Genomic DNA, 24,136 nt, shown 5'->3' with positions numbered 1-24,136 from the left:
ACTACGCGCGCGGGCCGCCCCCGGATCCGACTGGTGGGCTCCGACGGCATCGGCCACAAAATGGGTCAGTTGACCCATCCGCCCGGCCTTGGAGCCGGGCAGTCTGAAGTTGTCCCGAATAACGGACAACAGGACCGATAAAGGAGCAAACGATGAGTGCAGACGCAATTGCCAAGTCAGTAGACGCCATGAACTCTCATGATGCGAAGGCCTTTGCCGCAACCTATGCCGCGGACGCGGTTGTCCACGACCCGCTCTACCCGCAGCCGTTGAAGGGGCGGGATGCCGTTGAGCAGGACATGGTGGAACTCCTGCGGGCCTTCCCGGACGTAAGTCTCACCGTGGGGCCCCTGTTCCAGGACGGCGAGACGTTCGCAGCCGAGTACACCCTGCGCGGGACGCATCAGGGACCGCTGGCATCGCCCGATGGCGAAATTGCCGCCACCGGAAAATCCTTCATCAATCACGCGGCTGTCTTCTCGACGTTCAATGCTGACGGGGAAGTCACGGAGGAACGCCGCTACTACGATGTAGCCGGCATCATGGCGCAGCTTGGGGTGACCCCGGCAACCTGAGCCGCGGAGCGGGGGCTTAACTGTCCGTTCGCGCTCAACGAGGGGGCTCAGACAACGCGAACGGACACTTGCGGCCCCGATTGTGGGACGCCGCGCGTCAGAGGCCCAGCCGGGCCACGGCTTCCTCGCGCATCTCCACTTTGCGGATCTTCCCGGAAACGGTCATGGGGAAACTTTCGCGGACATCCACGTAGCGCGGGATCTTGTAGTGGGCCAGCTTCCCGCGGCAGAAGTCGGCGACGGCGGCCGCGTCCAGCGGTTCCGCGCCGGGCGTGAGGATGATGCAGGCCATGAGTTCCTCGCCGTACTTGGCATCGGGCACCCCGATCACCTGCACATCCTGGATGGACGGGTGGCTGTACAGGAACTCCTCGATCTCACGCGGGTAGATGTTTTCGCCGCCGCGGATCACCAGGTCCTTGATGCGGCCTTCGATGACCACGTAGCCCTCGTCGTCCATCCGGGCGAGGTCGCCGGTGTGCATCCAGCGATCGGCGTCGATGGCCTCCGCGGTCTTCTCCGGCTGGTCCCAGTACCCGGCCATGACGGCATAGCCCCGGGTGCACAGCTCGCCGATCTCGCCGCGCTCCAGCACCTCGCCGGTGCCAGGGTCCACGATCTGGTTTTCCAGCCTCGGCATGGTGCGGCCCACGGTCTCGGTGCGATGCTGCAGCGTGTCACCGTTCCGGGTCATGGTGGACACCGGGGAGGTCTCGGTCATGCCGTAGCAAATGGCCACATCCACCATGTGCATCTCCGCGATCACCCGGTTCATCACATCGATGGGGCACACCGATCCCGCCATGACGCCGGTGCGGAGCGTGGCCAGGTCGTAGGAGGAAAAGTCCGGCAGCGCCAGCTCGGCGATGAACATGGTGGGCACGCCGTACAGCGATGTCCCGCCGAAGTCCTGGACCGCCTCCAGCGCGGCCGCCGGCGTGAAGCCGCGCCCGGGGATGATGGTGGCCGCACCGTGGCTGAGGGCTGCCAGGTTGCCGATCACCATCCCGAAGCAGTGGTAGAACGGCACCGGAATCACCACGCGGTCGTGCTCGGTGTAGCCCAGCAGCTCACCGATGGAGTAGCCGTTGTTCAGGATGTTGTGGTGCGTCAGCGTTGCGCCCTTGGGGAAGCCCGTGGTCCCCGAGGTGTACTGCAGGTTGATGGGATCGTTCGGGTCCAGTTCCGCCATGCGGGCCAACAGGGAGGAATGGCCTACGGCGTCTGCCCGCTTGAGCAGCTCGGCGTACGTCAGCTCCCCGTCACTTTGGGGGTCGCCGGCGTCGAGCCCGTCCATGGCGTAATCCGGCAGGAACACCAGTTCCCGGAGGTCCGGGCAGCCGGCGAGCGCCTGGCGCGCCATCCCCACGTAGTCGCTGTTCCGGTCCGACGGTGCCGCCACCAGCATCCGCATGCCGTTCTGCTTCACCACAAACTCCAGCTCGTGGCTCCGGTAGGCCGGGTTCACGTTGACCAGGATGGCGCCGGCTTTGGCCGTGGCGTACTGCAGCAGCGTCCACTCAGCGCAGTTCGGGCTCCAGATGCCCACCCGGTCCCCCTTGGCCACCCCCGAGGCGAGCAGTGCACGCGCGAGGCGATCGACGTCGTCGTTCATTTTCGTGTAGCTCCAGCGGCGGGCGTCAGCGCCCGGCATCGGCGCGGCCTCGATCAGTGCGTCGTGGAAGGGGAACCGGGCCACCATCCGTTCAAAGTTCTGGCCGATGGTTTCCTCGAGGAGCGGGACGTCAGTGTCCCCGGCTGTGTAAGCGCGCATGGTAAGCGCGCATGCTGGCACGCTACCGTCTGGCCCCCGGCAATGAAAGCGCAAGAGAAGCGCAACAGGAGGGTGTCCGCGCGTAAACAGGGCGGGCGTGCATCCCGAGTCCCGGTATTGTGAAATCCATGAGTGCACCCATCGACCTGCAGGCAACGTTCATCCCCAACGACGGCGAGTTCTTCCGTGTGAAGCTCGCCCTGGAAATCGCCATCGACGAGGTGGTGAACGAACCCGGCTGCATCCGCTACGAGCTGACGGAAGCCACCGAAGAGAAGCTGGTCCTCACGGAACAGTGGGAATCCGAGGAACTGCTTGCGAAGCACTCCAAGGGCACCGCGGTCCAGGACCTGAACGAATCCCTCAGCGCGCTGCTGGCCGAGCCCGTGCTGCTGGAACGCTTGTAACCCTCCGCACACCACAACGCGGGGTCACATTTCGCCCAAAGAACCGAAGTTATTGGGCGAAATGTGACCCCGCGTTGCCTTAAGAAGGGGTCACGCCTCGGGGATCTGCGAGCCGTCCTGGGGACCCGAGCTCTTGGTCACGGCCGGGTTGCTTTCCGCGGCTGCTGCGGCTTCCGCCTGTGAGCGCGCCACATGGGCGTGAACCTCGTCCATGTCCAGGGCCTTGACCGCGTCAACAACCTGCTCCAGCTGCTGGGCGTTCAGGGCGCCGGGCTGGGAGAAGACCAGGACTTTTTCGCGGAAGGCCATCAGGGTTGGGATGGACGTGATGCCGGCCTCGGCGGCGAGCTGCTGCTGGGCTTCGGTGTCCACCTTCGTGAACAGGACGTCGGAGTGCTTCTCCGACACGGCGCTGTACGTGGGCCCAAACTGCTTGCAGGGACCGCACCATTCAGCCCAGAAGTCCACCAGGACAATGTCGTTGCCTTCGATGGTCGATGCGAACTGTTCACCTGTGATGTCTACGGTAGCCATGCCTTCAACGGTACGCGAGGCGCGGGCCGATGTCCCAGCCGGGGGCGCCCTGTTCGCTCCCCGCGTCACCGGGAATATCCGTGGCGGGACCGTGTACACCGGGCACGGAGGGGCCTACCCTTGGGGTCATCAGCCGCTGACTGCTGCACACAGGAGGGTTCATGGCCCAGGCTATCTCCACCCGGTCCCTCACCAAGAAGTTCGGCCGGAGCGAAGTGCTCCACGGAGTGGATTTCAGCGTCGAAGCAGGCTCCGTGTTCGGCGTGATCGGCCCCAACGGCGCGGGCAAGACCACCACCATGCGCTGCCTGCTGGACATCATCCGCCCCACGTCCGGGGAGGTCCGCGTCCTGGGCAAGGACCCCCGCGCCGGCGGCCCGGAGCTCCGCCGGCGGATCGGTTATCTTCCCGGCGAGCTGTTCCTCGAGGGCCGTGTCACGGGCCGGACACTCCTGGCGCACTACCAGGCCATCAGTGGTCCGGTGGCTCCGGGCAGGATCGATGGCCTTGCCGAACGGCTTGGCCTGGACCTGGACCGCCACACGCGCAAACTGTCCAAGGGCAACAAGCAGAAGCTCGGCCTGGTCCAGGCGTTTATGCACGATCCCGAGCTCCTGGTCCTCGATGAGCCCACCAGCGGCCTGGACCCCCTGGTGCAGCAGGAATTCCACGCCATGATGCGGGAAGCGCAGCACAACGGCCAGACCATCTTCCTCAGCTCCCATGTCCTCAGTGAGGTCCAGCAGACCGCCGACACCGTGGCCATCCTCCGGGACGGCCGCATCATCGCCGTGGAGTCCGTGAGCGGGCTTCGGGAAGGTGCGGTGCGCCGGGTCCGGTTCACCGCGAACGGAATAACAGCGCACGACGCCGGCGCGCTGCTGGGCGGGGTGCCCGGCGTCGGACACGTCGAGGTGATGGAGTCCGACGGCAGCATCACGCTTTCGGCCACCGTGGCGGGGGCCATCCAGCCGCTGGTCAGGGCCCTGGGTGCCCTGGAGCTGACCGACCTGGTGCTGGAGGAGCCCGATCTTGAGGAGTCGGTGCTGAAGATGTACTCAAGTCCGGCAGGCACGGACCCGGCATTGCCCGGCACGGCGGAGGCCGCGCGATGAGCACCACCCTGCCGCTGTTCCGCCGGGCCTTCTTTGATTCCTGGCGCTCCACCCTCGCCTGGGCCGCGGGCCTGGCCGCCGCCACCTTCCTCTACCTGCCGCTGTACCCGTCCCTCGGCGGGAGCGCGCAGATGCAGGACATGATCGACGCCCTCCCGGCCGAGATGACCAAGGCTCTGAACTACGACCAGATTGCCACCGGCCCCGGCTACACCCAGGCCACGCTGTTCGGGTTGATCGGATTCCTGCTGATGACCATCGCTTCGGTGGGGTGGGGCGCCGCCGCGGTGGGCGGGGACGAGGAATCCGGCCAGCTGGAACTGACTCTCGCGCACGGAGTGACCCGCGTCCAGGTGGTGCTGGAACGAGCCCTGTCCCTGTTCCTGCGGGTAGTGCTGCTCGCGGCGCTCGTTTTCGTGCTGGTCCGGCTGCTCAATGATTCGGCCCAGCTGAATATCCGGCCCGAGAACCTCTTCGGCGCAGCGGTGCTGTTTGCCGGGCTGGCACTGCTGAGCGGAACGGCCGCGTTATGCGCCGGGGCAGTGTCCGGAAGGCGGACATACGGGCTTGCCGCAGGCGCCGCCGTCGGCGTTTTCGGTTACGTCTTCAACGCCGTCGGCCGGCAGAGCGAGGACGTGGAGTGGCTGCTGGACCTGAGCCCTTACCACTGGGCTTATGGAAATTCCCCGGTGGCCAACGGTGCGGACTGGGCCGCGGCAGGGTGGCTCTGGGGAATTTCGGCTGCGCTGGTGGCCGTGGCCGCGTTCGCCGTGAACAGGCGCGACGTCGGCGCGTAGCTTCCGGGTGACCGGCGCTCAGGACTTGCGTTCCCGGGTGAGGCTGTCCCAAACGTGCGGCGCCGGCGTCCGGCTGCCGGGCAGGGCGTTGGTCTCACGCCATTCGTGGATCCACTCGGGCAGCACCAGGTCCGCCGGGGGCTGGCCGAACTCGCGCAGGATCTCCTCCTGGCTGACCGGCCTGCCCTTGTTGACCAGGCGGGTGGCGATGTAGGCACGCGCGTAAATCTCGCCGTCGGACACCATACGCTGCTCAAAGTAGATGGCCTTGGCGTCCAGGCCGATGATCTTTGTTTCGATGGTGTACTGCTGCCACAGCTGCAGCGACTTCCGGAAGGCGATGGTCTCCCCCGCCGCCACAGGGCTCCAGCCGCGCCGGCGCATTGTCTTCCATACGCCGCTGCGGACCATGAGGTCGAACCGGCCCAGGTCCATGAGGGAAAAGTACATGCCGTTGTTGACGTGCATGGCGATGTCGATGTCGGTGGGCAGAACGCGCAGCGGCAGTGACGAGCTGTCCCAGATGGTCAGGGCGGAGCGGCGGGCGGACGTGAACAGCATCAGGAGGGTTCGCAGAAGCAGGTGCATCCTCCAATGTTACCCATCAGTAACTTGCTGGCAAGTCCGTAAGTCCTTCCCGCCACGTAGGATGTGGCGCATGACGCAACAACGCTACCGGGACCTGGCCGAGTGGCCCCTGATGGGGACTGCACTGGTTTTCCTGGCGGCGTATGCGTGGCAGGTGATTGGCCGCGTCGACGGCAGCGGCGCGGAATGGCTTGAGACCCTGATGTGGCTGACGTGGAGTATTTTCGCCGTCGATTACGCCGCGAACCTGTGGCTGGCCACGGACCGCCGCCGCTGGTTCCTCTGGAACCTGCACGAACTCCTGATCGTTGCCCTTCCGTTCTTCCGGCCGCTGCGCCTGCTCCGGCTGGTCACGCTGCTTTCAGTGCTGCACAGGACCATCGGCGAGACCCTCAGGGGCCGGGTGGTCACGTACGTGGCAGGATCGGCGGCGCTCCTGGTCTTTGTGGGTGCGCTGGCGGTACTCGACGTTGAACAGTCGGCCCCGGACGCCAAGATCCTGACGTTCGGCGACGCTCTCTGGTGGGCCGTCACCACCGTCACCACGGTGGGTTACGGCGACATGTACCCCGTGACGCCGATCGGCCGGCTGGTGGCCTCGACGCTGATGATGAGCGGGATCGCCGTGCTGGGTGTGGTCACCGCGTCCATCGCCTCCTGGCTTGTCCAGCGTGTAGAGGAGTCCACGGAAGCTGCCGCGGAGTCCGTGGAGGAACCCTTGCGGGCAGAGCTCGCCGGCCTGGCCACGGAGATCGCTGCGCTGCGGCGCGAAGTGGCCGAGCTCAAGGGCCGCCCCTCGTTGTAGGAAATGTCCCGGTAGGAAATGTCCCGGTAGGAATGCCCCGGTAGAAATGTCCAGCGGGGCAGGCGGCCGGACACCGAGTAGTAGCCGTCGCGGGGCCAAGTATTCGGCGGAAAAATTCAGGTAATGCCTACTCGTGCAGTGCTTGGGGCAGCTTCCTAGACTCGAAATTCCTAGGGCCAAACAAGTTGCCGGCGCATCCTCCGAGCTGGGGTGGATGATGCCGCTTCATAGCGGGGCATCCGTATCTTCTGGGTATGCGGGCGCTCCCATCATGCGCGCTTTCCGTGCGCGGTTCCGCCATATACCGGCACCGCGCAGCGCATCACTCCTCGATCCGTCCTGCATTGGAACTCGCGGCACCACTGCCGCCCTATTGCCGGGCCGACCTGCGATGGGCCACCCATGTTCCAGTTGACCGCACCTATTCCCGAACCACCCCGCCGAAACTTCGAAACCGATGTCCCGCGGGCCGATCTGCTGTCACCGGTGCGCCGGCCGGTCAGCAACAAGCTGTGGGCCGGCATGGCCACCGCCGCCGTGATTTCCGCCTTCGGAGTCGGCGCGTTGGCTGGCCCCGTCCCCACGGCGGAGATATCCGCGCCACCGGAGGCCATCACGACGGCGGCGTCGCCAGTTGTGCGCGTTGCCCGGCCTTTGGCCGCGGTGCCCTTGGATGCGCCCTATGTTGGGTCCGTTGAGTTTGGCAGTGCGGGAGCTGGCACTGCGCAGCCGGAAGTCGCAGAAGCTGCGGTGCCTGCGGCGCCTGCGGAGGCTCCCCCACCAGCGCCAGCGCCCGAACCTGCTCCGGCACCCGCCGGCGACCCCAACCTCTACACGGTTGTCCCCGGCGATACCGTGGGCGGGATCGCCGGCCGGTACGGCGTCGACACGAACGCGATGCTGGCCGCCAACGGGCTGGGCCTTTACAGCATCATCGTGCCGGGCCAGACGCTGAAGCTGACGGGGCCCGCCGTCGAGGTTTCCTCCCCGGCGCCGGCCGCGGTTGCGGCGGCACCCGCTGCCGCTTCTCCGGCCTACATCCCCGCGCCGGCGCCGGTCCAGGCCGCGCCAGCTGTCCGCACCATCTATGTTGCGGGCGCTGGCGGACAGGCCATGGTGGACGCGTGCATCGGGCCGATCCACTACACACCCAACGACGGCTACTCGCTGTTCATCACGGAGCACGACTTCTGCGGCGGCTGGGCGCGCTTCTCCGGCATCGGCGTGGGCGAGACCGTCAGCATTCCGGGCTACGGGACATACACGGCGACGGGCCGGGGCCAGGTCCCCAACCCGGGAACCACCAACGATGTCATCGCGGTATTCGGCGGATTCCCGCGGGCCATCCTGCAGACGTGCATCCCGGGAACCAACCAGATGCTGCTGATCGCCCTGAACTAGGCTCTGGTCCGGCCGGGTTTCGCGGTCCAAAGCTTGTTCGCGGTTCCGAACCTTCAAGGCAAGGAGCCGCGAACAAGGCCATGCGGGAATTAGTCAGACTATGCAGACATCGGGTGGCGTTCCGAAATGTGCTCCACCAGTTCGCCCACGCGCTCCTCGGTGTAGTTGCGCGCAATGTCACCCTGGCTGATGATGCCGACCATCTTGTGGTCGACGATAACCGGGAGGCGCCGGACCTGGTGCCTTTCCATGATTTCGATGGCTGCGTCAACGCTGGCATCGGCGTCCACCCAGTAGGGCTTGCCGGTGGCTAGCTCGCTGGCCAACATCTCGCGGGGATCACGATCGGCAGCAACGCACCTGAGCACGATGTCGCGGTCGGTGATCATGCCCTTCAACTTGCCATCGTCGCCGCAGATCGGCAGCGATCCACAATCCAGATCCAACATCATCCGAGCGGCATCTGCGAGGGACTGATGCTCCTTAATACACTGTGCATCCGTGGTCATAAATTCACGTACAACGCTCATGGTTCTCCTTCATCGATGGATGTATCGACGCAGGGCATCGGGGTCACATGCGCCGATGCTGCCAGCCTACGCCGGGGCCAACGCTGCTGTCGACGACGGTTTCTTAGCTGATTTCCGACGCTGCTTTTCCCCTCTTCGTGGTCAAATCCCCGTGTAACGCCGCGGGGAACAGACCATACGGCGGGGAAAACCCGAAGCCCGACGGAAGCTGCGGACGTGCCAGGCTGCAGGGGCCTCCGGCTTTCGGGCACAAAAAAACCTCCGGAACCTGGTGGTTCCGGAGGCTTTTCCTTGGGTGGCAGATGAGGGATTCGAACCCCCGTAGGCGTTGCCAGCTGATTTACAGTTGTCACGGCTAGGTGGGCAGCAGTTATCAGAAGTGGTCTGGAGCGGCTTGCATTCAGGGATTCTCCCGGATACAGGCCGCTCTGATTGTCAGCTGTTATCCCCAACAAGCGCCTCTTCCCCAACATTTCCCCAGCAAAAACCTCTGCACGCCCGCCGGAGGCGAAAGCGGCCAGCTCCGCATCTGGAACGGCGGATCCGTCCACCTGCCCAAAGCAGGACATTGTTAGGGCACTCCCTATCGAGGGGGCTGCAGAGAGACACGCTTGGCTCTAGCTGCCGGTGGTGTGATCGGTATAGTCAAACCCATGGGAAAAATTGATGCGGCGACTCAGCGCCTCCAATTACAGGAGCAACGCCGCAAAGTAGACTTCGATTCATATGACATCACAGTCGATGAGTTAGTCCGCCGGGTATCTAAAAAGCGTATTGAAATAGCTCCGGCCTACCAGCGGCAATTCCGGTGGGATGAACAGCGTCAATCCCGATTGATTGAGTCGCTATTGCTTGGCATTCCTGTCCCACCCTTGTTCATGGCGACGAATGTCGATACAGACCGCGGCACCACATGGGAAGTCGTTGATGGCTTACAGCGCCTACTCTCTCTGACGAACTTCCTCGGTGACGACACAGCCCGCGAGGTGGCTCGTCTCGGGGGTAAAGCGCTGCGGCTAACGGAACTCGAAAAGCTCGACTCCATGCAGGGTTCAACGTTTGGCGAGCTTCCTGCAGATATACGCACTGGCCTTGAAGACCGGCCTATTAAGGTCATTGTCCTAAACGACAAAAGTGATCTGCAGGTACGCTTTGACCTGTTCGAGCGCCTAAACACCGGCGGCGTCCGGCTTACGGATCATGAAGTTCGAGAGTGCGTCTTCATGGGCGATTTCATTGACTTAGTTAGCGAGCTGTCTCAGTCCGAAGAGTTCAAGCGCGTGGTTCTACTGCCGAAGTCAAGCCAACAGGACGGCACAGCTCAGGATTACGTCCTGAGGTTCTTCGCGTTTGTCGAGAGGTACCAATCGTTCGACCATTCGGTCAAGGACTTTCTAAATGACTTCTGTGGAGAGGCCGCGAGAAATCCTCGGCGAGAGGAGCGTGCGGAGTTGTTCCATAGGACTTTTGCGTTACTGGCCGCAACCTTCCCGGACGGTCTGAGGTCTCGCAAGGGAACTACACCTGTGAACCTGTTTGAAGGGGTAGCGGCTGGTGCAGCACTGGCCCTCCTTGAGGAGCCTCTCCTGCAACCACTGGTCGACACCTCTTGGATAAGTTCAGACGAGATGAAGAAGCTGACCACCGGCGCTACGAACAACCGATCCCGTGTCAGTGGCCGAGTTGAAATTAGCAAGAGACGCTTCCTCCGCGCACAATGATTAGTCTCAAACTGCATTTGATGGAGCTAAATTCTCGACTCGACACTGCCGTCAAATTGATTGACGAGACGCATCAGAGTGCGTCTAGCTCGATGACTTCGGGGTCGGGGCCTATAGCTAAAGAAGCGCGTGGATTGGCAGTAGTACTGCTGTTTGCTGCCTATGAAAATCTGCTCACTTCGCTCACTAGGACGCTGCTGGAAGGGGCGGTAAAGTGCAGGGTCGGCAACCGACGATTGCGTCCCGGCTTCAGAATGTTCGCCCTAAAATCATCGGTCACATCGATGAGGGCTATGTCTGAGAAAAAGCTGTACTCGCACAGCCTGCCGAAACTTCTGGATCAGGTCGACTCCCGCGGGAGGGAATGCACTATCGATCCTGGGGCATTTCCAAGCGATGGATCTTTCATGAAAACAAGCCAGATAAAACTCTGGTGCCAGATTTTTGATGTCGGTCCACCTCCGCAACTGTTGCAGCGCACTTGGGCTTCTGTCGACACGATTGTTACGCAGAGGAACAATATTGCCCATGGCGCACAGACTCCCGATGAGGTTGGGCGCGAATACTCGGAATCGGAGATCCGCACCCTTATCGAGGACTGGCGACAGGACTGGATCTACTTCTTATCCCACGTAGAGAAGCTCGGAAGCAGTCGGGACTTTTATAGGCTCCCGCGCTGATAGCAGCTGTATTAGTGGTGAGCCGCTGGTAGAGGCTGGGCAGCGGCGCCGAAGGCGCACCTGCCCAGCTCTATTACCCCGGTGAGCAGAAACTTCTCAAATTCCGCAGGGCGCCGCGTCAAGCTGTCCTGATTCCGGCGGCCTGTTGTCAGCGTTCAGCCATCCTCGCGCGGCGCACATACGGTACAGCTGCAGGGCCTTCGGGTGCTTCACCTCGGTCCATCCGAAGCCGCGGTAGTCCGGATCCGCCATCAGCTGCCGGACAGACTCGCGCTGCCTGCTGGTTACCGTGCGGCCCTCGACCAGATTGTCCAGCGCAAAGGATCCGATCCGCATCAACTGGTGCGAGTGCCCCTCCAGCCGCTCCCCCAGCACCCTGCTCGTCAGGAACAAGGCAATACAGTCCCGGGTGAGTACCCCGATTTCCCCGAACGCCTCCCAGTCAAACGGCTGCGGGCGTTCGGGCCGATGAATCTTGGTTTCAAGTCGGCTTACCCGTGTGCTTCGGCCCATGGCCCTGCCCCTAGATTCTGTTGTTCGGCCATTTCTTCGAGTCTGGTCAGTCGCTGGTCCAGATCGTCTTCCGCTATCCGGTGCCCGACGTCCAGCAGCTTCGACGCGGCCCGCAATCGTGCGTCTGAGGACGCGCTGCCCATGAGCCGGACCAGAACCGACACGGCCTCCTGCTGGGCCGAGAGCACGGCGCTGACCGCCTGTTGGTGTGTTTCCCGTGAAAGGCGGCGGTATTCCTGCTGAAAGTCCGGCTGAGTGAGCCAGCGCCTCAGGGTGGAAACTCCGATCCCGGCCGTCCGGGCGGCTGTGCGGACGCTGGGCGTGACCATCAGGGCCGTGAGTGCGGCCCGCTGTCCCCGGCTGAAGCTCTCATTCGTGCTCAATCGTCACCATCCAGGCCGTCCGCCGTTGGCCCGTGCCCGCCGTTCCGCAGCGGCCTGTCCCCGGGTCTTGCCTGTTGGCCCGTCCGGTGCCCCGTACAGCGGCTGGTGAAAGCCGTCCCGGGGTCCGCCGCTGATCCAGTCGGAGGCTGCCGGGAGCGGTTCGAGGACGTCCACCCCGTTCAGGGCTTCCAGCAGGTCCGCGGCGGTGATCGTGGTCCGCATCCGGGCTGTGGCGGGGTTCTGGGGTATCCGGCCGCCGGAGCGCTCCGCCGCTGTCCGGCAGTCTTTGACCAGCCGTAGCCAGCTCTGCCATTCCGGCAGGAGCCCGTCAGCGTCCCCGAGCGGGGTTGCCCGGGTGCGTTCGATCAGTTCCGGGAGGGCCTGCCGGTACGCTGTTTCCGCTTGCCCCCGCTGTTCTGCCAGCAGCCGGTTCTGCCATTCGCTGCACGCGTTGCGGGCCGTTATCGCCCGGTGCAGCACCGCATGATGCTGCAGCATCTGCAACGGTTCCGGCGGCGGCGGCTCCGGCTGGAATAAGCGTCGGCATTTATCGGCCACGGCCCGCCATGCGGTCATTTCCTCCTCGCGCTTGGCCTGCGCTTCTTCGATGGCGGCCCGTGCGGCCCGCTCCCCCGCCTTGATCCGTGCCTGTTCCTCAATCACGGGGGCCAGCATGTCGGCCCGGACCTGATCCGCGGTCAGCACCGCCGCTTTCGGGCTCATGCTTCGTCCAATCCGAGATCCTTGGCGATGGCCCGGTCCAGCGCGTCCATCCCCTGCGAATCAGCTGCCCCCGTCCTGGCCATCCCGGCCGTCCGTGACGGTTCCGCGCCGTGCTTCCGCTGGGCGGCGGCTTCTATCCGCTGCAGCCTTGCTTTCTGCGCCTGCGTGCCGTGCTCATTGATAGTCCAGGCGGCTCCGCTTCCGAGCGGCCCTCGCGGGTCTGCTCCGGTGCTAGTCAGGTCTGCCAGTACGTCCAAGGCGATTTCTACGGCGGTTTCTGGAGAGGTCATGATGGTGATTTCCTTTCGGTGGTGGATTCCTGCCCGGGCGGGCCGGAAATCCTCGGACTACCAGCCGCTGAGTTCGGCTGAGCTTTCCTGCGGGAATTGATCCCGGGACGCCGGAGCGGCCCGGGCCTTTCGGTTTCGCCTTGAAGAATTGGCCGGACTCCGGCCGCGGGTAGGCGGTCCGGCCCCTTGTTGTAATGGGTTTGAGGTAAAGGGTTTGTTGGAGTGCAGCTCAGGCTGCACTTGATCGGCCTCAAGTTGCACTTGATTAGCGTCAAATTGCACTCCTACGGCATCCGGGCTGCCCATGCCGCCGTTAGAGTGCAACCCAGATTGCACTCCTACGGGCAATTGCAGGGCGTACACATCAGCCCACCCCCGGTTCGGATTGTTGTTCGGCTTGCTGGTCCGCACTATCCAGCCTTCATCCCGGAGGATGCCCATATGGGTTTTGACTGTCCGTTCCGATTTGCCGAGGTCTTCGGCCAGTCGCTTGTGACCCGGGCGCGCCTTGCCGCACGTGCTGTCTGTGTAGGTCCAAAGCTTTAGCCCGACAAGCTTGGTTGTGTCATGCAGCGCTGAATCCATCAGGAGCCGGGGCCACGCGAATTTCAGCGACTCAGTCACGGCGGGCCGCCGCATCTACCTCGTGCAGCAGCCGCACGACCAGTGGGTCCGTTATGGTTCCGTCCGGGTTGGTGCGGGACGCGATCCACGCGGCGACCGTGACCGTTTCCGGATCCTTCCCGGGAGTCTGCGCGATAGAGGACAGCCAGCGGCGTTTAGCTTGTGCCTGTTTCCTGCGCTCTGCGCGGTTCAACTGTGGTCCACCCCCGCCGGTACGGGGCACAGTCTCAGGCTCCGGTAGGGCGGCGGTCTTCTGCGGCTTCGAGCCCCAGCACCCGCAAGAGTCCAGTCTTAGGAACGCGGATTGCCCGCCCAAGTCGAACTACCGGGCACGGGAAGGCGTTGGCCTTTACAAGCCGATAGCCGGTTCCTGCGCTAATGCCGAGCGCTTTGCATGCGATATCGAGGCCCATTGAAGGCGGCAGCCCCATTACTTCATCCGTTGTCATTGCTTCATCCCTTTACTGTCTCTTGGATCCGTATGGCTTTATTGTGTACCTTCCAATCCAGATTCGACGTACAATTAGGACGTACAAACGTTTTCGACGCGAGATGTACGGCAGGGGCGATGGACACATTCACGATCACAACATCGTTCGGTGCTGCTAAAGGGCAGTCCGGACGGCGCTATCGAAGCAGTACACACCCACCTGATTGGGCTAGCCACGACTTAGCAAAGTGGTTTCTACAGAGTGTGGTGATGGACGTAGACGACGTAGACCCATGGATTGTCCAGATCACGTGGGAGATGGAGGACGGCACCTCCCGCCCAGTCCGATTCGACGTGCGAGGACGAGACGGTCAACCCATTGATCCGTCTGACACTTTCCGGAAGATGGCAACCGTAATCGAGGATTCCCGAGTACAGCTCGCCGGGTTGTATGACGACGTGGCGTCGTTCTGGGAATCACACGGCCATGTTCGGCCTGCCGCAAAGGTGAGGAAGCAAATTCCCAAGGGCCCCGGGAGGAAGCCGACTCTTCCGGAAGGCCACTTTGAGTTGATTGCGGCCCTCTACGTGAAGTTCCGAGACCAGGAAAACGTCTCCCGCCCAGTGCAGGCCGTTGCTGACTTTCTCCTCAACCATGACGGCTACCGGGAATACGCGACTGCCGTTGCTGATCCCAAACTCACGAATAAACGAAGAGCCGAGAACCTGAAGTCTTGGCGAAACAGGGTCAACACCTGGGTCAATCGAGCAAAGAAAATGGGACTCATCCCCGGCGAAAGGAACAAAGAAAATGGCTAAAGCAACAGGCGTCTACCAGCGCTGCACCAACGAATGCACGACACGGTGCAAGCGGCACAAATGGGCTTTCAGCGTCGAATTTCCTCCCGGTCAGGACGGTAAGCGGCTCCGCATAGCCGAATCCGGTTTCCCGGATCAGGAGACAGCCAAGGAAGCCCGGACAGAGGCCATCCGGGCACACAAGGAAGGCACACTGGAGGCTGACCGCCGCAAGGAAACCGTGGGCGAGTATCTGGAGCGCTGGCTGACGGCCAAGGAATCGGCGAAGACCATCCGCGCGGCAACAATCCGCTCATACCGTGGCCACTTGGACAACTACCTGATGCCGGACCTCGGCAGGGTGCGCCTGTCTGACCTGAAGGCGTCCCAGATAGACGCCATGCTGGTCAGGATCCGGAAGGCCAACGACGGGAAGCCACGGAATCAGCAGGTCAGCGCGTCCACGGAGCGGCGGATCATTGCAACGCTGCGCTCTGCCCTCCGTGACGCCCTCAGGGCTGGTCAGATCCACCGTGACCCGACCATCGGAGCCCATGTATCCAAGGAATCCGCGGAACGGCGGGACGTGTGGACGCCGGAAGAGTTCGGCCAGTTCCGGGCGTGGATGGAAGGCCAGGAAGGCCACGCGGAACACCTCGCCCCGCTGATCCTATTTGCCGTTGGCACGGGTATGCGTCTGGGGGAAGTCTGCGGGCTCCGCTGGGCAGACGTGGACATGGAGGCCGGGTATCTGACGGTCAGGCAACAAGCCCAACTACAGGGCAAGGAAGTCGTGTTTCAGCCGGTCAAGACCAAGGCCGGACAGGATCGCTGGGTGCCGCTGGCTGGCTGGGTGCCGGACGCGCTGAAGACGTGGAAGGTCCAGCAAGGCCGGGAACGCCTGATCTCAGGGGAAGCATGGGCGAATGACCGCGGGCTGGTCTTCACAGACGCGCTGGGAGCCCCGCTGATCCCCAACAACGTGTCCAAGACCTTCGGGCGCATGGCGGAACGCGCGGGGCTTTCCAAGGTCGTTTTCCACAGCCTCAGGCACTTGGCCGCAACCATCATGCTGCAGAACGGTCTGCCGCTGCCCGTGGTGTCCCGAATCCTTGGGCACTCCACCATCACGGTCACAGCGGACCTGTATTTCGATGTGGTGAAGGATCAGCGGCTGAAGGATGACGTCAGCGCGGCCTATGCGCGGGCCTTCAGCGCCTGATTCTGGACGCTTCCCCCACAACTTCCCCAACAAACCGGCAAAAAAGAGACCCGCCCGGACCTCCGAAGAGATCCGAACGGGTCAAAATTTCCCTAGAATCCGGGATTGTGGCAGATGAGGGATTCGAACCCCCGTAGGCGTTGCCAGCTGATTTACAGTCAGCCCCCTTTGGCCGCTCGGGTAATCTGCCGAACTTCAAAAGAAGATCACCCCCGGCTGCAGTGGTCAGAACGTCCGTTTCCGGGCCGTTCCGCTTCCAGTAACCGCGGGCAAGACAACTTTACAGAACTTCTGCCGAAACATCGAATCGAGGCTGCAGACCCCTGGAAATGCCGCCAGAAGCCCCGGAATTCCGCGGGAAAACCGCCAACTCAGGCGTCGCCGAGAATCCGTCCGGCCAGCCGCGCCTCGAACTTCACGGCCTGCTCCTCGGTGATCTGGTTCAGCTGGACCGCCCGCAGCAGGTCCTCGCTCACACCCTCCATGCGGGCAGAGGCGTCCGGGACCGGGCTGAAAATAATGGAGCCTGCCAGGGCTGCAGCGGCGACTGATGTGGCAGCAGTGGCGACAGCGCCCGCAGCTGCGGCGGTGGTTCGGGTGACGTAACGGACGGCTTTGTGTTGCATGGCTTTCCCTTCGACCTGTTTCCAACTCGTTCAACTCTCGCCTGCCCGGCTTCGTTCCCGCAGTGCGTCCGCTATGAGGGAACTGTGAATCACGAACAGCGCCGAATCCACACCAGCGCCGCACGCGCACCAGCGCCACACGCGGGCGATCCGTATTAGGCTGGAATGCAGAGATCCACGCCCTGCAGAGCCAATGCCAGGGCAACCACCGGCACAAGGAGAATCATGGCAGGCGAGTCAACGTTCGACGTCGTAAGCAAAGTGGACAAGCAGGAAGTGGCCAACGCGCTGAACCAGGCCCAGAAGGAACTCGTCCAGCGCTACGACTTCAAGGGCGTCGGCGCCGAGGTCGAGTTCAGCGGCGAGAAGATCCTGATGAAGGCGAACTCGGAAGAACGCGTCCTGGCCGTGCTGGATGTCCTCCAGTCCAAGCTGATCCGCCGCGGCATCTCCCTGAAGTCCCTGGACACCGGCGAGCCGTACCCCTCCGGCAAGGAATTCCGCCTCGAAGCCTCCATCAAGGAAGGCATCGAGCAGGACCTGGCCAAGAAGATCAACAAGCTGATCCGCGACGAGGGCCCCAAGGGCGTCAAATCCCAGATCCAGGGCGACGAACTCCGCGTCTCCTCCAAGTCCCGCGATGACCTGCAGTCCGTCATGGCCCTGCTGAAGGACTTTGACGAGGCGGACCTGCAGTTCGTCAACTTCCGCAGCTAGCGGATCAAGCCCCTCGTTTTCGAGGCGCAAAAACTAGATCGACACGCAGAAAGGCTGGCGCGCCCGAAATATCGGGTGCGTCAGCCATTTTGCGCATCGAGGGTGAATCTGCGTGTCGCGGGGGGAAAGTACGACGGCGGCGCGCGGGTCGGTCAGTCAGCCTCAGTTCAGCGGCCGGCCGGCAATCCGTTCCAGCCGGGCGATCCGCTCCTTCATCGGCGGGTGCGTGGCGAACAGTTTGGTCATCGCCCCGCCGCGGAACGGGTTGGCGATCATCAGGTGCGAGGTGTTGACCAGCTTCTGCTCCTGCGGCAGCGGCGCGATCCGCACCCCCTGCTCAATCTTGCGCAGGGCTGAGGCAAGCGCCAGCGGATCGCCAGTGAGCTGCGAACCGTCCTCGTCGGCGTCGTACTCCCTGGTCCGGGAGATGGCCAGCTGGATGAGCGAGGCGGCAAACGGTGCCAAAAGGGCCATCGCCAGCATGGCCAGCGGGTTGGAGTTGCGCCGGTCGCCGCCGAAGAACAGCAGCATCTGGCCCACGGACGTGATGACGCCGGCCACCGCGGCTGCCACCGAGGACGTGAGGATGTCCCGGTTGTACACGTGCATCAGCTCGTGCCCCAGGACCCCGCGCAGTTCGCGGGCATCCAGCAGCTGCAGGATCCCTTCAGTGCAGCACACGGCGGCGTTTTGGGGATTCCGTCCGGTGGCGAACGCGTTCGGGTTCATGGTGGGTGAGAGGTAGATGCGCGGCATCGGCTGGTTGGCCCGGACGGAGAGCTCCCGGACAATCTGGTAGAGCTGTGGAGCCTGGGCCTCCGTGACGGGGTAGGCCTGCATGGAACGGATGGCGATCTTGTCGCTGTTCCAGTAGCCGTACGCGGTGGTGGCCACGCCGATCAGGGCCATGATCCAGATGGGCGCTGAACTGCGGGTATTGATCCCGATCAGTCCGCCCAGGCCCAGGAGCACCGCCCACAGGACGCCGAAGAGCGCCGCAGTTTTCAGGCCGTTGTAATGCTTGTGCACGTCCACTCCTCCACGTCGCCCTGACAGGTTGCCCCGACAGGTTGCCTCGACAAGCTGCCCCAACAAGGCCTGGCCCTAAGGCACCGGGTCGCGTGCATCGTACTTCCGAAAGCCCGGCTGCAGCTGTGCCGCCAGCCAGGCCACCGCGATGCACAAGACCCCGCCCAGAAGCAGGACCCAGCCCTCACTGAGAATCTTAGTCCCGCCGCCTGCCAGCAGGTCACCCACGCGCGGCCCACCGGCCACCACCACAATGAAGACCCCCTGCAGCCGGCCGCGCAGGTGGTCCGGCGCAGCGGCCTGCAGGATGGTGTTGCGGAAGACGGCACTGATGGAATCTGCGATTCCGGCCAGGGCGCAGCACAAAGCCGCCGGGACCAGCCAAACTGTGGCCCCGCCGTCGTCCGTCCGTCCTGCCAGGAGCACCACCACACCGAAGCCCGCAATCGAGGCGCCCCAGCCCATCACCGACCACACCACGGCACTCCCCTGCCACCGGACATGGCCCAGCGGCCCCGAAAACAGGCCGGCCAGGAACGCGCCCACCGCGCTGGAGGCCAGCAGGATGCCCACCGTGGTTTCGCCGCCGCCGATCATCAGCGCGCCGATGGCGGGCATCAGTGCGCGCGGCTGGGCCAGGATCATGGCCACAAGGTCGATGATGAAGGTCATCCGCAGGTTGGGCCGGGTGCCCAGGAACCGGAACCCCTCGATGACAGACCGGATCCCGGCCCGCCCGGCACTTCCCGAAGCCGGCATGGACGGGAGCCTGAAGACCGCCCAGAGCACAAAAGCGAAGCTGATGAAGTCGATGGTATAGGTCCAGCCGAAGCCGACCCACGCCACCAGCACCCCCGCCAGCAGGGGTCCCACCGTCAACGCCAGCCCGAACGACATCATGCTGAGCGCGTTGGCCGCGGGAAGCAGTTCCTTGCGGATAAGCGTGGGGATGATGGCACTGCGGGCCGGCTGGTTGATGGCCTGGGCACCGCTTTGGAGCGCCACCAGGAGGTAGAGAATCCAGACGTTTCCCAGCTGCAGCCAGGACTGCAGCGCGATCAGGCCGGTGGTCAGCCACAGGACGGACGTAGCCAGGAGGGCCACCGTGCGGCGGTTATGGGAGTCGGCGATGGAGCCGCCCAGCAGGCCGCCGAACACCAGCGGCACCAGCGCAAACACACCCAGCAGTCCCACATAGAAACTGTCCTGCGTGAGCCGGTACACCTCCAGGCTCACGGCCACCAGCGTGAGCTGGCTCCCCACGGCCGAGACGGCGGAACCCAGCCAGAGCCGGCGGAAGGCCGGGCTCTCCCGGAGCGGTGTGATATCGGCCAGCAGTTTCCCCACCCTGCAACCCTAATGGCGCAGCAGTGTCCTGCTCTGTCACACGCTTGGTATCCTCAGGCGGGGGAAAGGAGTCGGCATATGCATGTGTCCAGGCGGCTGCTTTTTGCCTCGGCTTGCTGGGAGGTTGCCCGGCCCCGGACCGCCCTGAATGCCGGCCATCTCCTGATCAGGCTCACGAATCCGGCCATGGCGTTCGATCTCCGCTCCGCCACCGACTGGCTGCACTGCCACAACACCGCCCGGCAGGCCCTCGCCGAAGTTCTGGGCGCCGGCCGCTGCATCGTGATGTTTGCGCACCAGTGGCACCCCATCGGAGCGGCCATCGGCGAACCGGAAGCGGAATCCTCCACGCCCACGTTCCACGTCTTCGGGCGCTGGGACGCCGAGCCGGTCACGCCCGGCGAACAGCTGCGTCTGCCAGTTCAGCGCCGCGTGCCGGCCGCAGCGGAAGAACTTAGCGAGTACGACGGCGGCCTCCGCACCGCCCTGCGCCGGCTGGCTGTTGCGCGCCCGGCGGAGCCCGTCCCGCCGGTGGAAGGCACTCTCCCGGAACTCACTGCCAGGACTCCGAATTTCAAGGCCGGCGCGCACCACACGGTGCTCGCGCCGGCGTTGCCGCCGGCGCCGGGCGGTCCCGGCCTGACACCCGGCCACCTGCTGGCGCTGGCCGCCGCCGTCGAGGGCCTGGCAGCCCGCCCCGGCGTGACCGGGCTGAGCTGTGTGGCGCCCGAACCCGGACCCGGCGGCCTGGAAGTCCATGCCATGGGCCGCTCGGCAGGAGAATTCCGCAACCCCATGCAGGAATTCCTGGACCTGCCGGAGGTAAGCCAAGCCTTATTGTGATCGACTCATAATAAGTGCTTCAATAGAAGCATGACGGAACACTTTGGCGGCCACGACGCATGGGCTGCGGCCCTGCGTGCCCACGGCCGCCGGGTGACCAAACAGCGGCTCGCCGTGCTGGCCGCCGTCGAACACCATCCGCACTCCCCCGCGGAGAGCATCCTGGCCGCCGCACGCACCGAACTTCCGGAGCTGACCGCGCAATCGGTGTACGTGGTCCTCGGAGACCTGACCGATCTGCACATGCTGCGCCGCTTCGAGCCGCCGCATTCGCCCGCCCTGTACGAGACCCGCGTCGGTGACAACCACCACCACGCCATCTGCGTCAGCTGCGGCCGCGTGGAGGACGTCGAATGCGCCGTCGGGCACGCGCCCTGCCTCACCCCGCACTGGGATGAGAACTCCAAGCCGATGACCATCCAGATCGCCGATGTGATGTATCAGGGCATCTGCCAGGACTGCCAAGCGTCCCAAAAACTTCCTTCTAATACGTCCCAAGTAATCGAGAAATAGGAGAAAAATGACTGCGAACATCTCTACAACCCAGTCCGGCGCGCCCGTCACTTCCGACGCGCACGCACAGTCCGTCGGCGCCGACGGCGCCATCATCCTCACGGACCACTACCTGATCGAAAAGCTCGCCCAGTTCAACCGCGAGCGCGTGCCGGAGCGCGTAGTGCACGCCAAGGGCGGCGGCGCGTTCGGTACATTCAAAGCCACCTCGGACATCTCCAAGTACACGAAGGCCGCGTTCCTGCAGCCCGGTGTTGAGACCGAGATGCTGATCCGTTTCTCCTCCGTCGCCGGCGAAGCAGGCTCCCCGGACACCTGGCGTGACCCCCGCGGTTTCGCCGTCAAGTTCTACACCTCCGAGGGCAACTACGACCTCGTGGGCAACAACACCCCCGTCTTCTTCATCCGCGACGGCATCAAATTCCCGGACTTCATCCACTCCCAGAAGCGCCTCCCGGGCACGCACCTGCGCGATGCCGACATGCAGTGGGACTTCTGGACCCTGTCCCCGGAATCCGCACACCAGGTGACCTGGCTCATGGGCGACCGTGGCCTGCCGGCCTCCTGGCGTGAAATGCAGGGCTACGGCTCGCACACCTACCAGTGGATCAATGCTGAGGGCGAGCGCTTCTGGGTCAAGTACCACTTCAAGTCCAACCAGGGCGTGAAGACCATGTCCGGTGACCAGGCTGAAGAGCTGGCCGGCTCGGACGCGGACTTCTACATCCGCGACCTGCAGGACAACATCGCCGAGGGCAACTTCCCGTCCTGGGAACTGCACGTCCAGGTCATGCCGTACGAGGACGCCAAGGGCTACCGATTCAACCCGTTCGACCTCACCAAGGTGTGGCCGCACTCGGACTACCCGCTCATCCACGTGGGCACCATGGAGCTGAACAAGAACCCGGAGAACTACTTCGCGCAGATCGAGCAGGCCACCTTCGCGCCGTCGAACTTCGTGCCGGGCATCGCTTCTTCCCCGGACAAGATGCTGCAGGCCCGCATCTTCTCCTACGCCGACGCACACCGCTACCGCGTGGGCACCAACCACGCGCAGATCCCGGTGAACCAGCCGAAGAACCAGGTCAACAACTACAGCCAGGACGGCGCCGGGCGTTACCACTTCAACGCCCCCTCCGTGCCGGTTTACGCCCCCAACTCCTTCAACGGCCCCGCAGCCGTTGAGCCGGCTTCCCCGGCCGGCGGCTGGGAGAACGACGGCGAGCTCACGCTCTCCGCACACTCCCTGCACGCCGAGGACGGCGACTTCGTCCAGGCCGGTACTCTGTACCGCGATGTGTTCGACGACGGCGCCAAGGCCCGCCTGCTGGACACCATCACCGGTGCGGTGGGCGGCGTGAAGAACGCCGAGATCAAGGAACGCGCCATCCAGTACTGGACCAACGTGGACGCCGAACTCGGCGCCAAGCTCCGCGCCAACCTGGGCGCGGGCTCCACTGACTCCGACGCCGAGGCTGCCAACAAGATCGGTTAGTTCCTCCGCCCCTGTGGTGCAACGCCCGCCCCGTCACGGTTTCCGTGGCGGGGCGGTCGTGTTTCCACACGGCTCTTGTTTCCACTTAGCTCTGGTTTCCACATAGGAGCCTGCCGCTCTGGCCGGGCTGCCCGGTGGTCCCTAGGATCACTGCATGAGTACATTCCAGGGCATCCCTGCAGGGGCATTCGCGTTCTATGCCGAACTTGAGCACAACAACCGGGAGTGGTGGCTGGAGCACAAGGACAGCTACAACACCCTGGTGCGGGATCCGGTCACCGCCCTGCTGGCCGAACTGGAGCCGCGGTTCGGGCCGGGCAAGATCTTCCGGCCTAACCGGGACATCAGGTTCTCCCAGGACAAATCGCCCTACAAGACTGCCCAGGGAGCGTTCGCGTCGTCCCAGGAAGGCGTGGGGTATTACGTCCAGGTGAGCGCCGAGGGACTGCTGGTGGGCGGCGGCTGCCACACCAGTTCGCCGGCCCAGCTGGCCCGCTTCCGGAACTCCGTGGATGCGTCCGGCACCGGCGAATCGCTCCGGCATATCGTGGAGACAGTGGCTGCCGCGGGCTTCGCGGTAGAGGGCGAAAAACTCAAGACCGTGCCGCGCGGTTTCGACAAGGACCATCCCCGGGCGGAGCTGCTCAAGCACAAGTCGCTGTCCGCCGGCATCGAGCTGGGCCAGCCGGAGTGGCTGGATTCGCCGGCGGCGGTGCAGGAAATCGAGGCGCTGTGGGACAAACTGCGGCCCTTGGTGGACTGGGTGGGCCGGTATGCGGCCCCTTGACGCCGGACTTCCTGTAGATGGGATAGCGCCCTATACATGGGATAATTGGGGGCATGGAAGCTAATCCCGCAGGGGCCCGCACGCTGGAGCGCGGACTCAGCCTGCTCGACCACGTCGCTGCGGGCGCCCACCGGCTAGAAGACATCACTCAGGCCTCGGGACTCAGCCGCTCGGCGACCCACCGCATGCTGACCACTCTCGTGGCGGGCCGGTACCTCAGCCAGCAGCCGGACCACAGTTACCACCTGGGGATCAAACTGCTGGAGCTCGGCACCAAGGCGGAGGCAAAGATCAGCCTCCCCGACACCGTGCAGACCATCCTCGCCGGGATCGCCAAGACCACGCAGGACACCACGCACCTGGGCATCCTCAGCGGCGACGATGTCCTGTACCTGGCCAAGGCCCGCGGCCATCGCGGCATCGAAATGGCGTCACGCCCCGGGGCACGGTTGCGGGCGCAGAACACCGCCATGGGCAAGGCCCTGCTGGCAGCCCAGTATGGAAATGACGAGGCCGCCCGCGCCTTCGATACCGCGGCAATCGCCACACCCCGCTCCATCCAGGATGTTGACGCGTTCCGGACTGTGTTGGATCAAGTCCGGGCGGACGGCTACGCGCTGGATGACCAGGAGAACGAACTCGGCATCACCTGTGTTGCCATCGCCATCCCGGACCTGCTCGGCAGGGTCGCGGCCGCTGTCTCCATCTCAGCCCCCAGCGTCCACATGACCCCGGAACGGATTCAATCGCTCGTGGCGCTGCTCCAGGACGTGCAGCCTGAGCTCAGCCGCTGCCTGCCGCCAGGATTTGAAAGGGCCTGGATCTAGCGCCCACGCGCCGATCCAGGCCCTTTCCGCCGGCCTCTTTAC

The 24,136-nt window shown here is 64.2% G+C and carries 28 protein-coding genes and 1 tRNA gene; 16 read left to right on the top strand and 13 right to left on the bottom strand.

The window, feature by feature from the left end; translation table 11 throughout:
• Nucleotides 1–152: 152 nt before the first annotated feature.
• Nucleotides 153–575: an ester cyclase gene (locus NFC73_RS00840; protein ID WP_254746887.1), complete on the top strand. Its 423-nt coding sequence runs from the start codon at nt 153–155 to the stop codon at nt 573–575.
• 97 nt (nt 576–672) lie between these two features.
• On the opposite strand, the gene NFC73_RS00835 is transcribed toward NFC73_RS00840, so the two are convergent.
• The gene (locus NFC73_RS00835; RefSeq protein ID WP_254746885.1) at nt 673–2,349 is read right to left on the bottom strand and encodes an AMP-binding protein; all 1,677 of its coding nucleotides are present in this window, start codon (nt 2,347–2,349) and stop codon (nt 673–675) included.
• A 128-nt stretch (nt 2,350–2,477) separates the two neighbouring features.
• On the opposite strand from NFC73_RS00835, the gene NFC73_RS00830 reads away from it, so the two are divergent.
• Nucleotides 2,478–2,756: a putative quinol monooxygenase gene (locus NFC73_RS00830; protein ID WP_254746883.1), complete on the top strand. Its 279-nt coding sequence runs from the start codon at nt 2,478–2,480 to the stop codon at nt 2,754–2,756.
• 90 nt (nt 2,757–2,846) lie between these two features.
• Here the strand turns inward: NFC73_RS00830 and NFC73_RS00825 are convergent, their stop codons facing one another.
• Nucleotides 2,847–3,290 (bottom strand): thioredoxin family protein, encoded by a 444-nt coding sequence (locus tag NFC73_RS00825; RefSeq protein ID WP_254746881.1) that lies wholly within the window; start codon nt 3,288–3,290, stop codon nt 2,847–2,849.
• 161 nt (nt 3,291–3,451) lie between these two features.
• On the opposite strand from NFC73_RS00825, the gene NFC73_RS00820 reads away from it, so the two are divergent.
• Nucleotides 3,452–4,405, top strand: a complete 954-nt coding sequence (locus NFC73_RS00820; RefSeq protein ID WP_254746879.1) for an ABC transporter ATP-binding protein — start codon at nt 3,452–3,454, stop codon at nt 4,403–4,405.
• Nucleotides 4,402–5,202, top strand: a complete 801-nt coding sequence (locus NFC73_RS00815) for an ABC transporter permease subunit (protein ID WP_254746877.1) — start codon at nt 4,402–4,404, stop codon at nt 5,200–5,202. The genes NFC73_RS00820 and NFC73_RS00815 overlap by 4 nt, the downstream gene beginning before the upstream one ends.
• 18 nt (nt 5,203–5,220) lie before the next feature.
• Here NFC73_RS00815 and NFC73_RS00810 read toward each other — a convergent pair whose 3' ends face one another.
• A complete protein-coding gene (locus NFC73_RS00810; protein ID WP_254746875.1) occupies nt 5,221–5,790 on the bottom strand; it encodes an acyl-CoA thioesterase in 570 nt (189 codons plus the stop codon).
• Between the two features lie 70 nt (nt 5,791–5,860).
• Here NFC73_RS00810 and NFC73_RS00805 point away from each other — a divergent pair, with 70 nt between their 5' ends.
• A complete protein-coding gene (locus NFC73_RS00805) occupies nt 5,861–6,595 on the top strand; it encodes a potassium channel family protein (RefSeq protein ID WP_254746873.1) in 735 nt (244 codons plus the stop codon).
• A 402-nt stretch (nt 6,596–6,997) separates the two neighbouring features.
• Nucleotides 6,998–7,996, top strand: a complete 999-nt coding sequence (locus NFC73_RS00800) for a LysM peptidoglycan-binding domain-containing protein (RefSeq protein WP_254746871.1) — start codon at nt 6,998–7,000, stop codon at nt 7,994–7,996.
• Between the two features lie 98 nt (nt 7,997–8,094).
• On the opposite strand, the gene NFC73_RS00795 is transcribed toward NFC73_RS00800, so the two are convergent.
• Nucleotides 8,095–8,526: a CBS domain-containing protein gene (locus tag NFC73_RS00795; protein ID WP_104061841.1), complete on the bottom strand. Its 432-nt coding sequence runs from the start codon at nt 8,524–8,526 to the stop codon at nt 8,095–8,097.
• Nucleotides 8,527–9,179: 653 nt separating this feature from the next.
• Between NFC73_RS00795 and NFC73_RS00790 the strand changes: the two genes are divergently transcribed.
• The gene (locus NFC73_RS00790) at nt 9,180–10,247 is read left to right on the top strand and encodes a GmrSD restriction endonuclease domain-containing protein (protein WP_254746869.1); all 1,068 of its coding nucleotides are present in this window, start codon (nt 9,180–9,182) and stop codon (nt 10,245–10,247) included.
• Between the two features lie 134 nt (nt 10,248–10,381).
• Nucleotides 10,382–10,927: a hypothetical protein gene (locus NFC73_RS00785; RefSeq protein WP_254746867.1), complete on the top strand. Its 546-nt coding sequence runs from the start codon at nt 10,382–10,384 to the stop codon at nt 10,925–10,927.
• A 96-nt stretch (nt 10,928–11,023) separates the two neighbouring features.
• Here NFC73_RS00785 and NFC73_RS00780 read toward each other — a convergent pair whose 3' ends face one another.
• The 5 genes from NFC73_RS00780 to NFC73_RS00760 form a co-directional block, all read right to left on the bottom strand.
• A complete protein-coding gene (locus NFC73_RS00780; RefSeq protein WP_254746865.1) occupies nt 11,024–11,440 on the bottom strand; it encodes a hypothetical protein in 417 nt (138 codons plus the stop codon).
• Complete coding sequence (locus tag NFC73_RS00775; protein WP_254746863.1) at nt 11,419–11,823, bottom strand: hypothetical protein; 405 nt, start codon at nt 11,821–11,823, stop codon at nt 11,419–11,421. Before NFC73_RS00775 ends, NFC73_RS00780 begins: the two co-directional genes overlap by 22 nt.
• Before the next feature lie 3 nt (nt 11,824–11,826).
• Complete coding sequence (locus NFC73_RS00770) at nt 11,827–12,546, bottom strand: hypothetical protein (RefSeq protein ID WP_254746861.1); 720 nt, start codon at nt 12,544–12,546, stop codon at nt 11,827–11,829.
• Nucleotides 12,543–12,836, bottom strand: a complete 294-nt coding sequence (locus NFC73_RS00765; protein WP_254746859.1) for a hypothetical protein — start codon at nt 12,834–12,836, stop codon at nt 12,543–12,545. The genes NFC73_RS00770 and NFC73_RS00765 overlap by 4 nt, the downstream gene beginning before the upstream one ends.
• A gap of 616 nt (nt 12,837–13,452) precedes the next feature.
• Nucleotides 13,453–13,653, bottom strand: a complete 201-nt coding sequence (locus NFC73_RS00760; protein WP_254746857.1) for a hypothetical protein — start codon at nt 13,651–13,653, stop codon at nt 13,453–13,455.
• A 507-nt stretch (nt 13,654–14,160) separates the two neighbouring features.
• Between NFC73_RS00760 and NFC73_RS00755 the strand changes: the two genes are divergently transcribed.
• Nucleotides 14,161–14,709, top strand: coding sequence for a hypothetical protein (locus NFC73_RS00755; RefSeq protein WP_254746855.1), 549 nt, complete (start codon nt 14,161–14,163; stop codon nt 14,707–14,709).
• The gene (locus tag NFC73_RS00750; RefSeq protein WP_254746853.1) at nt 14,702–15,910 is read left to right on the top strand and encodes a tyrosine-type recombinase/integrase; all 1,209 of its coding nucleotides are present in this window, start codon (nt 14,702–14,704) and stop codon (nt 15,908–15,910) included. Before NFC73_RS00755 ends, NFC73_RS00750 begins: the two co-directional genes overlap by 8 nt.
• A 108-nt stretch (nt 15,911–16,018) precedes the next feature.
• Here NFC73_RS00750 and NFC73_RS00745 read toward each other — a convergent pair.
• Nucleotides 16,019–16,100 (bottom strand) — tRNA-Tyr (locus NFC73_RS00745).
• 181 nt (nt 16,101–16,281) lie between these two features.
• The gene (locus tag NFC73_RS00740) at nt 16,282–16,536 is read right to left on the bottom strand and encodes a hypothetical protein (RefSeq protein WP_141141292.1); all 255 of its coding nucleotides are present in this window, start codon (nt 16,534–16,536) and stop codon (nt 16,282–16,284) included.
• Nucleotides 16,537–16,761: 225 nt separating this feature from the next.
• Here NFC73_RS00740 and NFC73_RS00735 point away from each other — a divergent pair, with 225 nt between their 5' ends.
• The gene (locus NFC73_RS00735; protein WP_104061835.1) at nt 16,762–17,253 is read left to right on the top strand and encodes a YajQ family cyclic di-GMP-binding protein; all 492 of its coding nucleotides are present in this window, start codon (nt 16,762–16,764) and stop codon (nt 17,251–17,253) included.
• Nucleotides 17,254–17,415: 162 nt separating this feature from the next.
• On the opposite strand, the gene htpX is transcribed toward NFC73_RS00735, so the two are convergent.
• Together htpX and NFC73_RS00725 are read right to left on the bottom strand one after the other, a co-directional pair.
• On the bottom strand, nt 17,416–18,282 hold the full coding sequence (htpX, locus tag NFC73_RS00730; RefSeq protein ID WP_254746851.1) for a zinc metalloprotease HtpX: 867 nt from the start codon (nt 18,280–18,282) through the stop codon (nt 17,416–17,418).
• A gap of 75 nt (nt 18,283–18,357) precedes the next feature.
• Nucleotides 18,358–19,629: an MFS transporter gene (locus NFC73_RS00725; protein ID WP_254746848.1), complete on the bottom strand. Its 1,272-nt coding sequence runs from the start codon at nt 19,627–19,629 to the stop codon at nt 18,358–18,360.
• A 78-nt stretch (nt 19,630–19,707) separates the two neighbouring features.
• Between NFC73_RS00725 and NFC73_RS00720 the strand changes: the two genes are divergently transcribed.
• The 5 genes from NFC73_RS00720 to NFC73_RS00700 all read left to right on the top strand — a co-directional run bounded on the left by NFC73_RS00720 (nt 19,708) and on the right by NFC73_RS00700 (nt 24,094).
• Entirely contained in the window at nt 19,708–20,472 is a 765-nt protein-coding gene (locus NFC73_RS00720) for a hypothetical protein (RefSeq protein WP_254746845.1), read from the top strand.
• Between the two features lie 30 nt (nt 20,473–20,502).
• Nucleotides 20,503–20,985, top strand: coding sequence for a Fur family transcriptional regulator (locus NFC73_RS00715; RefSeq protein ID WP_254746842.1), 483 nt, complete (start codon nt 20,503–20,505; stop codon nt 20,983–20,985).
• Between the two features lie 7 nt (nt 20,986–20,992).
• Nucleotides 20,993–22,480 carry a catalase gene (locus NFC73_RS00710; protein ID WP_254746839.1) on the top strand — a complete coding sequence of 496 codons (1,488 nt, stop codon included), beginning with the start codon at nt 20,993–20,995 and terminating at the stop codon, nt 22,478–22,480.
• Nucleotides 22,481–22,634: 154 nt separating this feature from the next.
• A complete protein-coding gene (locus NFC73_RS00705; RefSeq protein ID WP_254746836.1) occupies nt 22,635–23,267 on the top strand; it encodes a DUF2461 domain-containing protein in 633 nt (210 codons plus the stop codon).
• A 53-nt stretch (nt 23,268–23,320) separates the two neighbouring features.
• Nucleotides 23,321–24,094, top strand: a complete 774-nt coding sequence (locus tag NFC73_RS00700) for an IclR family transcriptional regulator (RefSeq protein ID WP_254746833.1) — start codon at nt 23,321–23,323, stop codon at nt 24,092–24,094.
• Nucleotides 24,095–24,136 lie beyond the last annotated feature (42 nt).

This window comes from Pseudarthrobacter humi, assembly GCF_024294965.1.
Lineage (GTDB): Bacteria > Actinomycetota > Actinomycetes > Actinomycetales > Micrococcaceae > Arthrobacter > Arthrobacter humi.
The sequence above is the reverse complement of the archived record's forward strand: the minus strand, read 5'-3'. Positions and strand labels throughout refer to the sequence as shown.

Coding starts and splice junctions, on each gene's coding strand:
- NFC73_RS00810 (WP_254746875.1), bottom strand. CDS start 5,790: ATGCACCTGCTTCTGCGAACCCTCCTGATGCTGTTCACGTCCGCCCGC.
- NFC73_RS00780 (WP_254746865.1), bottom strand. CDS start 11,440: ATGGGCCGAAGCACACGGGTAAGCCGACTTGAAACCAAGATTCATCGG.
- NFC73_RS00835 (WP_254746885.1), bottom strand. CDS start 2,349: ATGCGCGCTTACACAGCCGGGGACACTGACGTCCCGCTCCTCGAGGAA.
- NFC73_RS00840 (WP_254746887.1), top strand. CDS start 153: ATGAGTGCAGACGCAATTGCCAAGTCAGTAGACGCCATGAACTCTCAT.
- NFC73_RS00765 (WP_254746859.1), bottom strand. CDS start 12,836: ATGACCTCTCCAGAAACCGCCGTAGAAATCGCCTTGGACGTACTGGCA.
- NFC73_RS00720 (WP_254746845.1), top strand. CDS start 19,708: ATGCATGTGTCCAGGCGGCTGCTTTTTGCCTCGGCTTGCTGGGAGGTT.
- NFC73_RS00740 (WP_141141292.1), bottom strand. CDS start 16,536: ATGCAACACAAAGCCGTCCGTTACGTCACCCGAACCACCGCCGCAGCT.
- NFC73_RS00700 (WP_254746833.1), top strand. CDS start 23,321: ATGGAAGCTAATCCCGCAGGGGCCCGCACGCTGGAGCGCGGACTCAGC.
- NFC73_RS00705 (WP_254746836.1), top strand. CDS start 22,635: ATGAGTACATTCCAGGGCATCCCTGCAGGGGCATTCGCGTTCTATGCC.
- NFC73_RS00750 (WP_254746853.1), top strand. CDS start 14,702: ATGGCTAAAGCAACAGGCGTCTACCAGCGCTGCACCAACGAATGCACG.
- NFC73_RS00830 (WP_254746883.1), top strand. CDS start 2,478: ATGAGTGCACCCATCGACCTGCAGGCAACGTTCATCCCCAACGACGGC.
- NFC73_RS00790 (WP_254746869.1), top strand. CDS start 9,180: ATGGGAAAAATTGATGCGGCGACTCAGCGCCTCCAATTACAGGAGCAA.
- NFC73_RS00715 (WP_254746842.1), top strand. CDS start 20,503: ATGACGGAACACTTTGGCGGCCACGACGCATGGGCTGCGGCCCTGCGT.
- NFC73_RS00815 (WP_254746877.1), top strand. CDS start 4,402: ATGAGCACCACCCTGCCGCTGTTCCGCCGGGCCTTCTTTGATTCCTGG.
- NFC73_RS00735 (WP_104061835.1), top strand. CDS start 16,762: ATGGCAGGCGAGTCAACGTTCGACGTCGTAAGCAAAGTGGACAAGCAG.
- NFC73_RS00770 (WP_254746861.1), bottom strand. CDS start 12,546: ATGAGCCCGAAAGCGGCGGTGCTGACCGCGGATCAGGTCCGGGCCGAC.
- NFC73_RS00825 (WP_254746881.1), bottom strand. CDS start 3,290: ATGGCTACCGTAGACATCACAGGTGAACAGTTCGCATCGACCATCGAA.
- NFC73_RS00755 (WP_254746855.1), top strand. CDS start 14,161: ATGGACGTAGACGACGTAGACCCATGGATTGTCCAGATCACGTGGGAG.
- NFC73_RS00710 (WP_254746839.1), top strand. CDS start 20,993: ATGACTGCGAACATCTCTACAACCCAGTCCGGCGCGCCCGTCACTTCC.
- NFC73_RS00800 (WP_254746871.1), top strand. CDS start 6,998: ATGTTCCAGTTGACCGCACCTATTCCCGAACCACCCCGCCGAAACTTC.
- NFC73_RS00795 (WP_104061841.1), bottom strand. CDS start 8,526: ATGAGCGTTGTACGTGAATTTATGACCACGGATGCACAGTGTATTAAG.
- NFC73_RS00820 (WP_254746879.1), top strand. CDS start 3,452: ATGGCCCAGGCTATCTCCACCCGGTCCCTCACCAAGAAGTTCGGCCGG.
- NFC73_RS00805 (WP_254746873.1), top strand. CDS start 5,861: ATGACGCAACAACGCTACCGGGACCTGGCCGAGTGGCCCCTGATGGGG.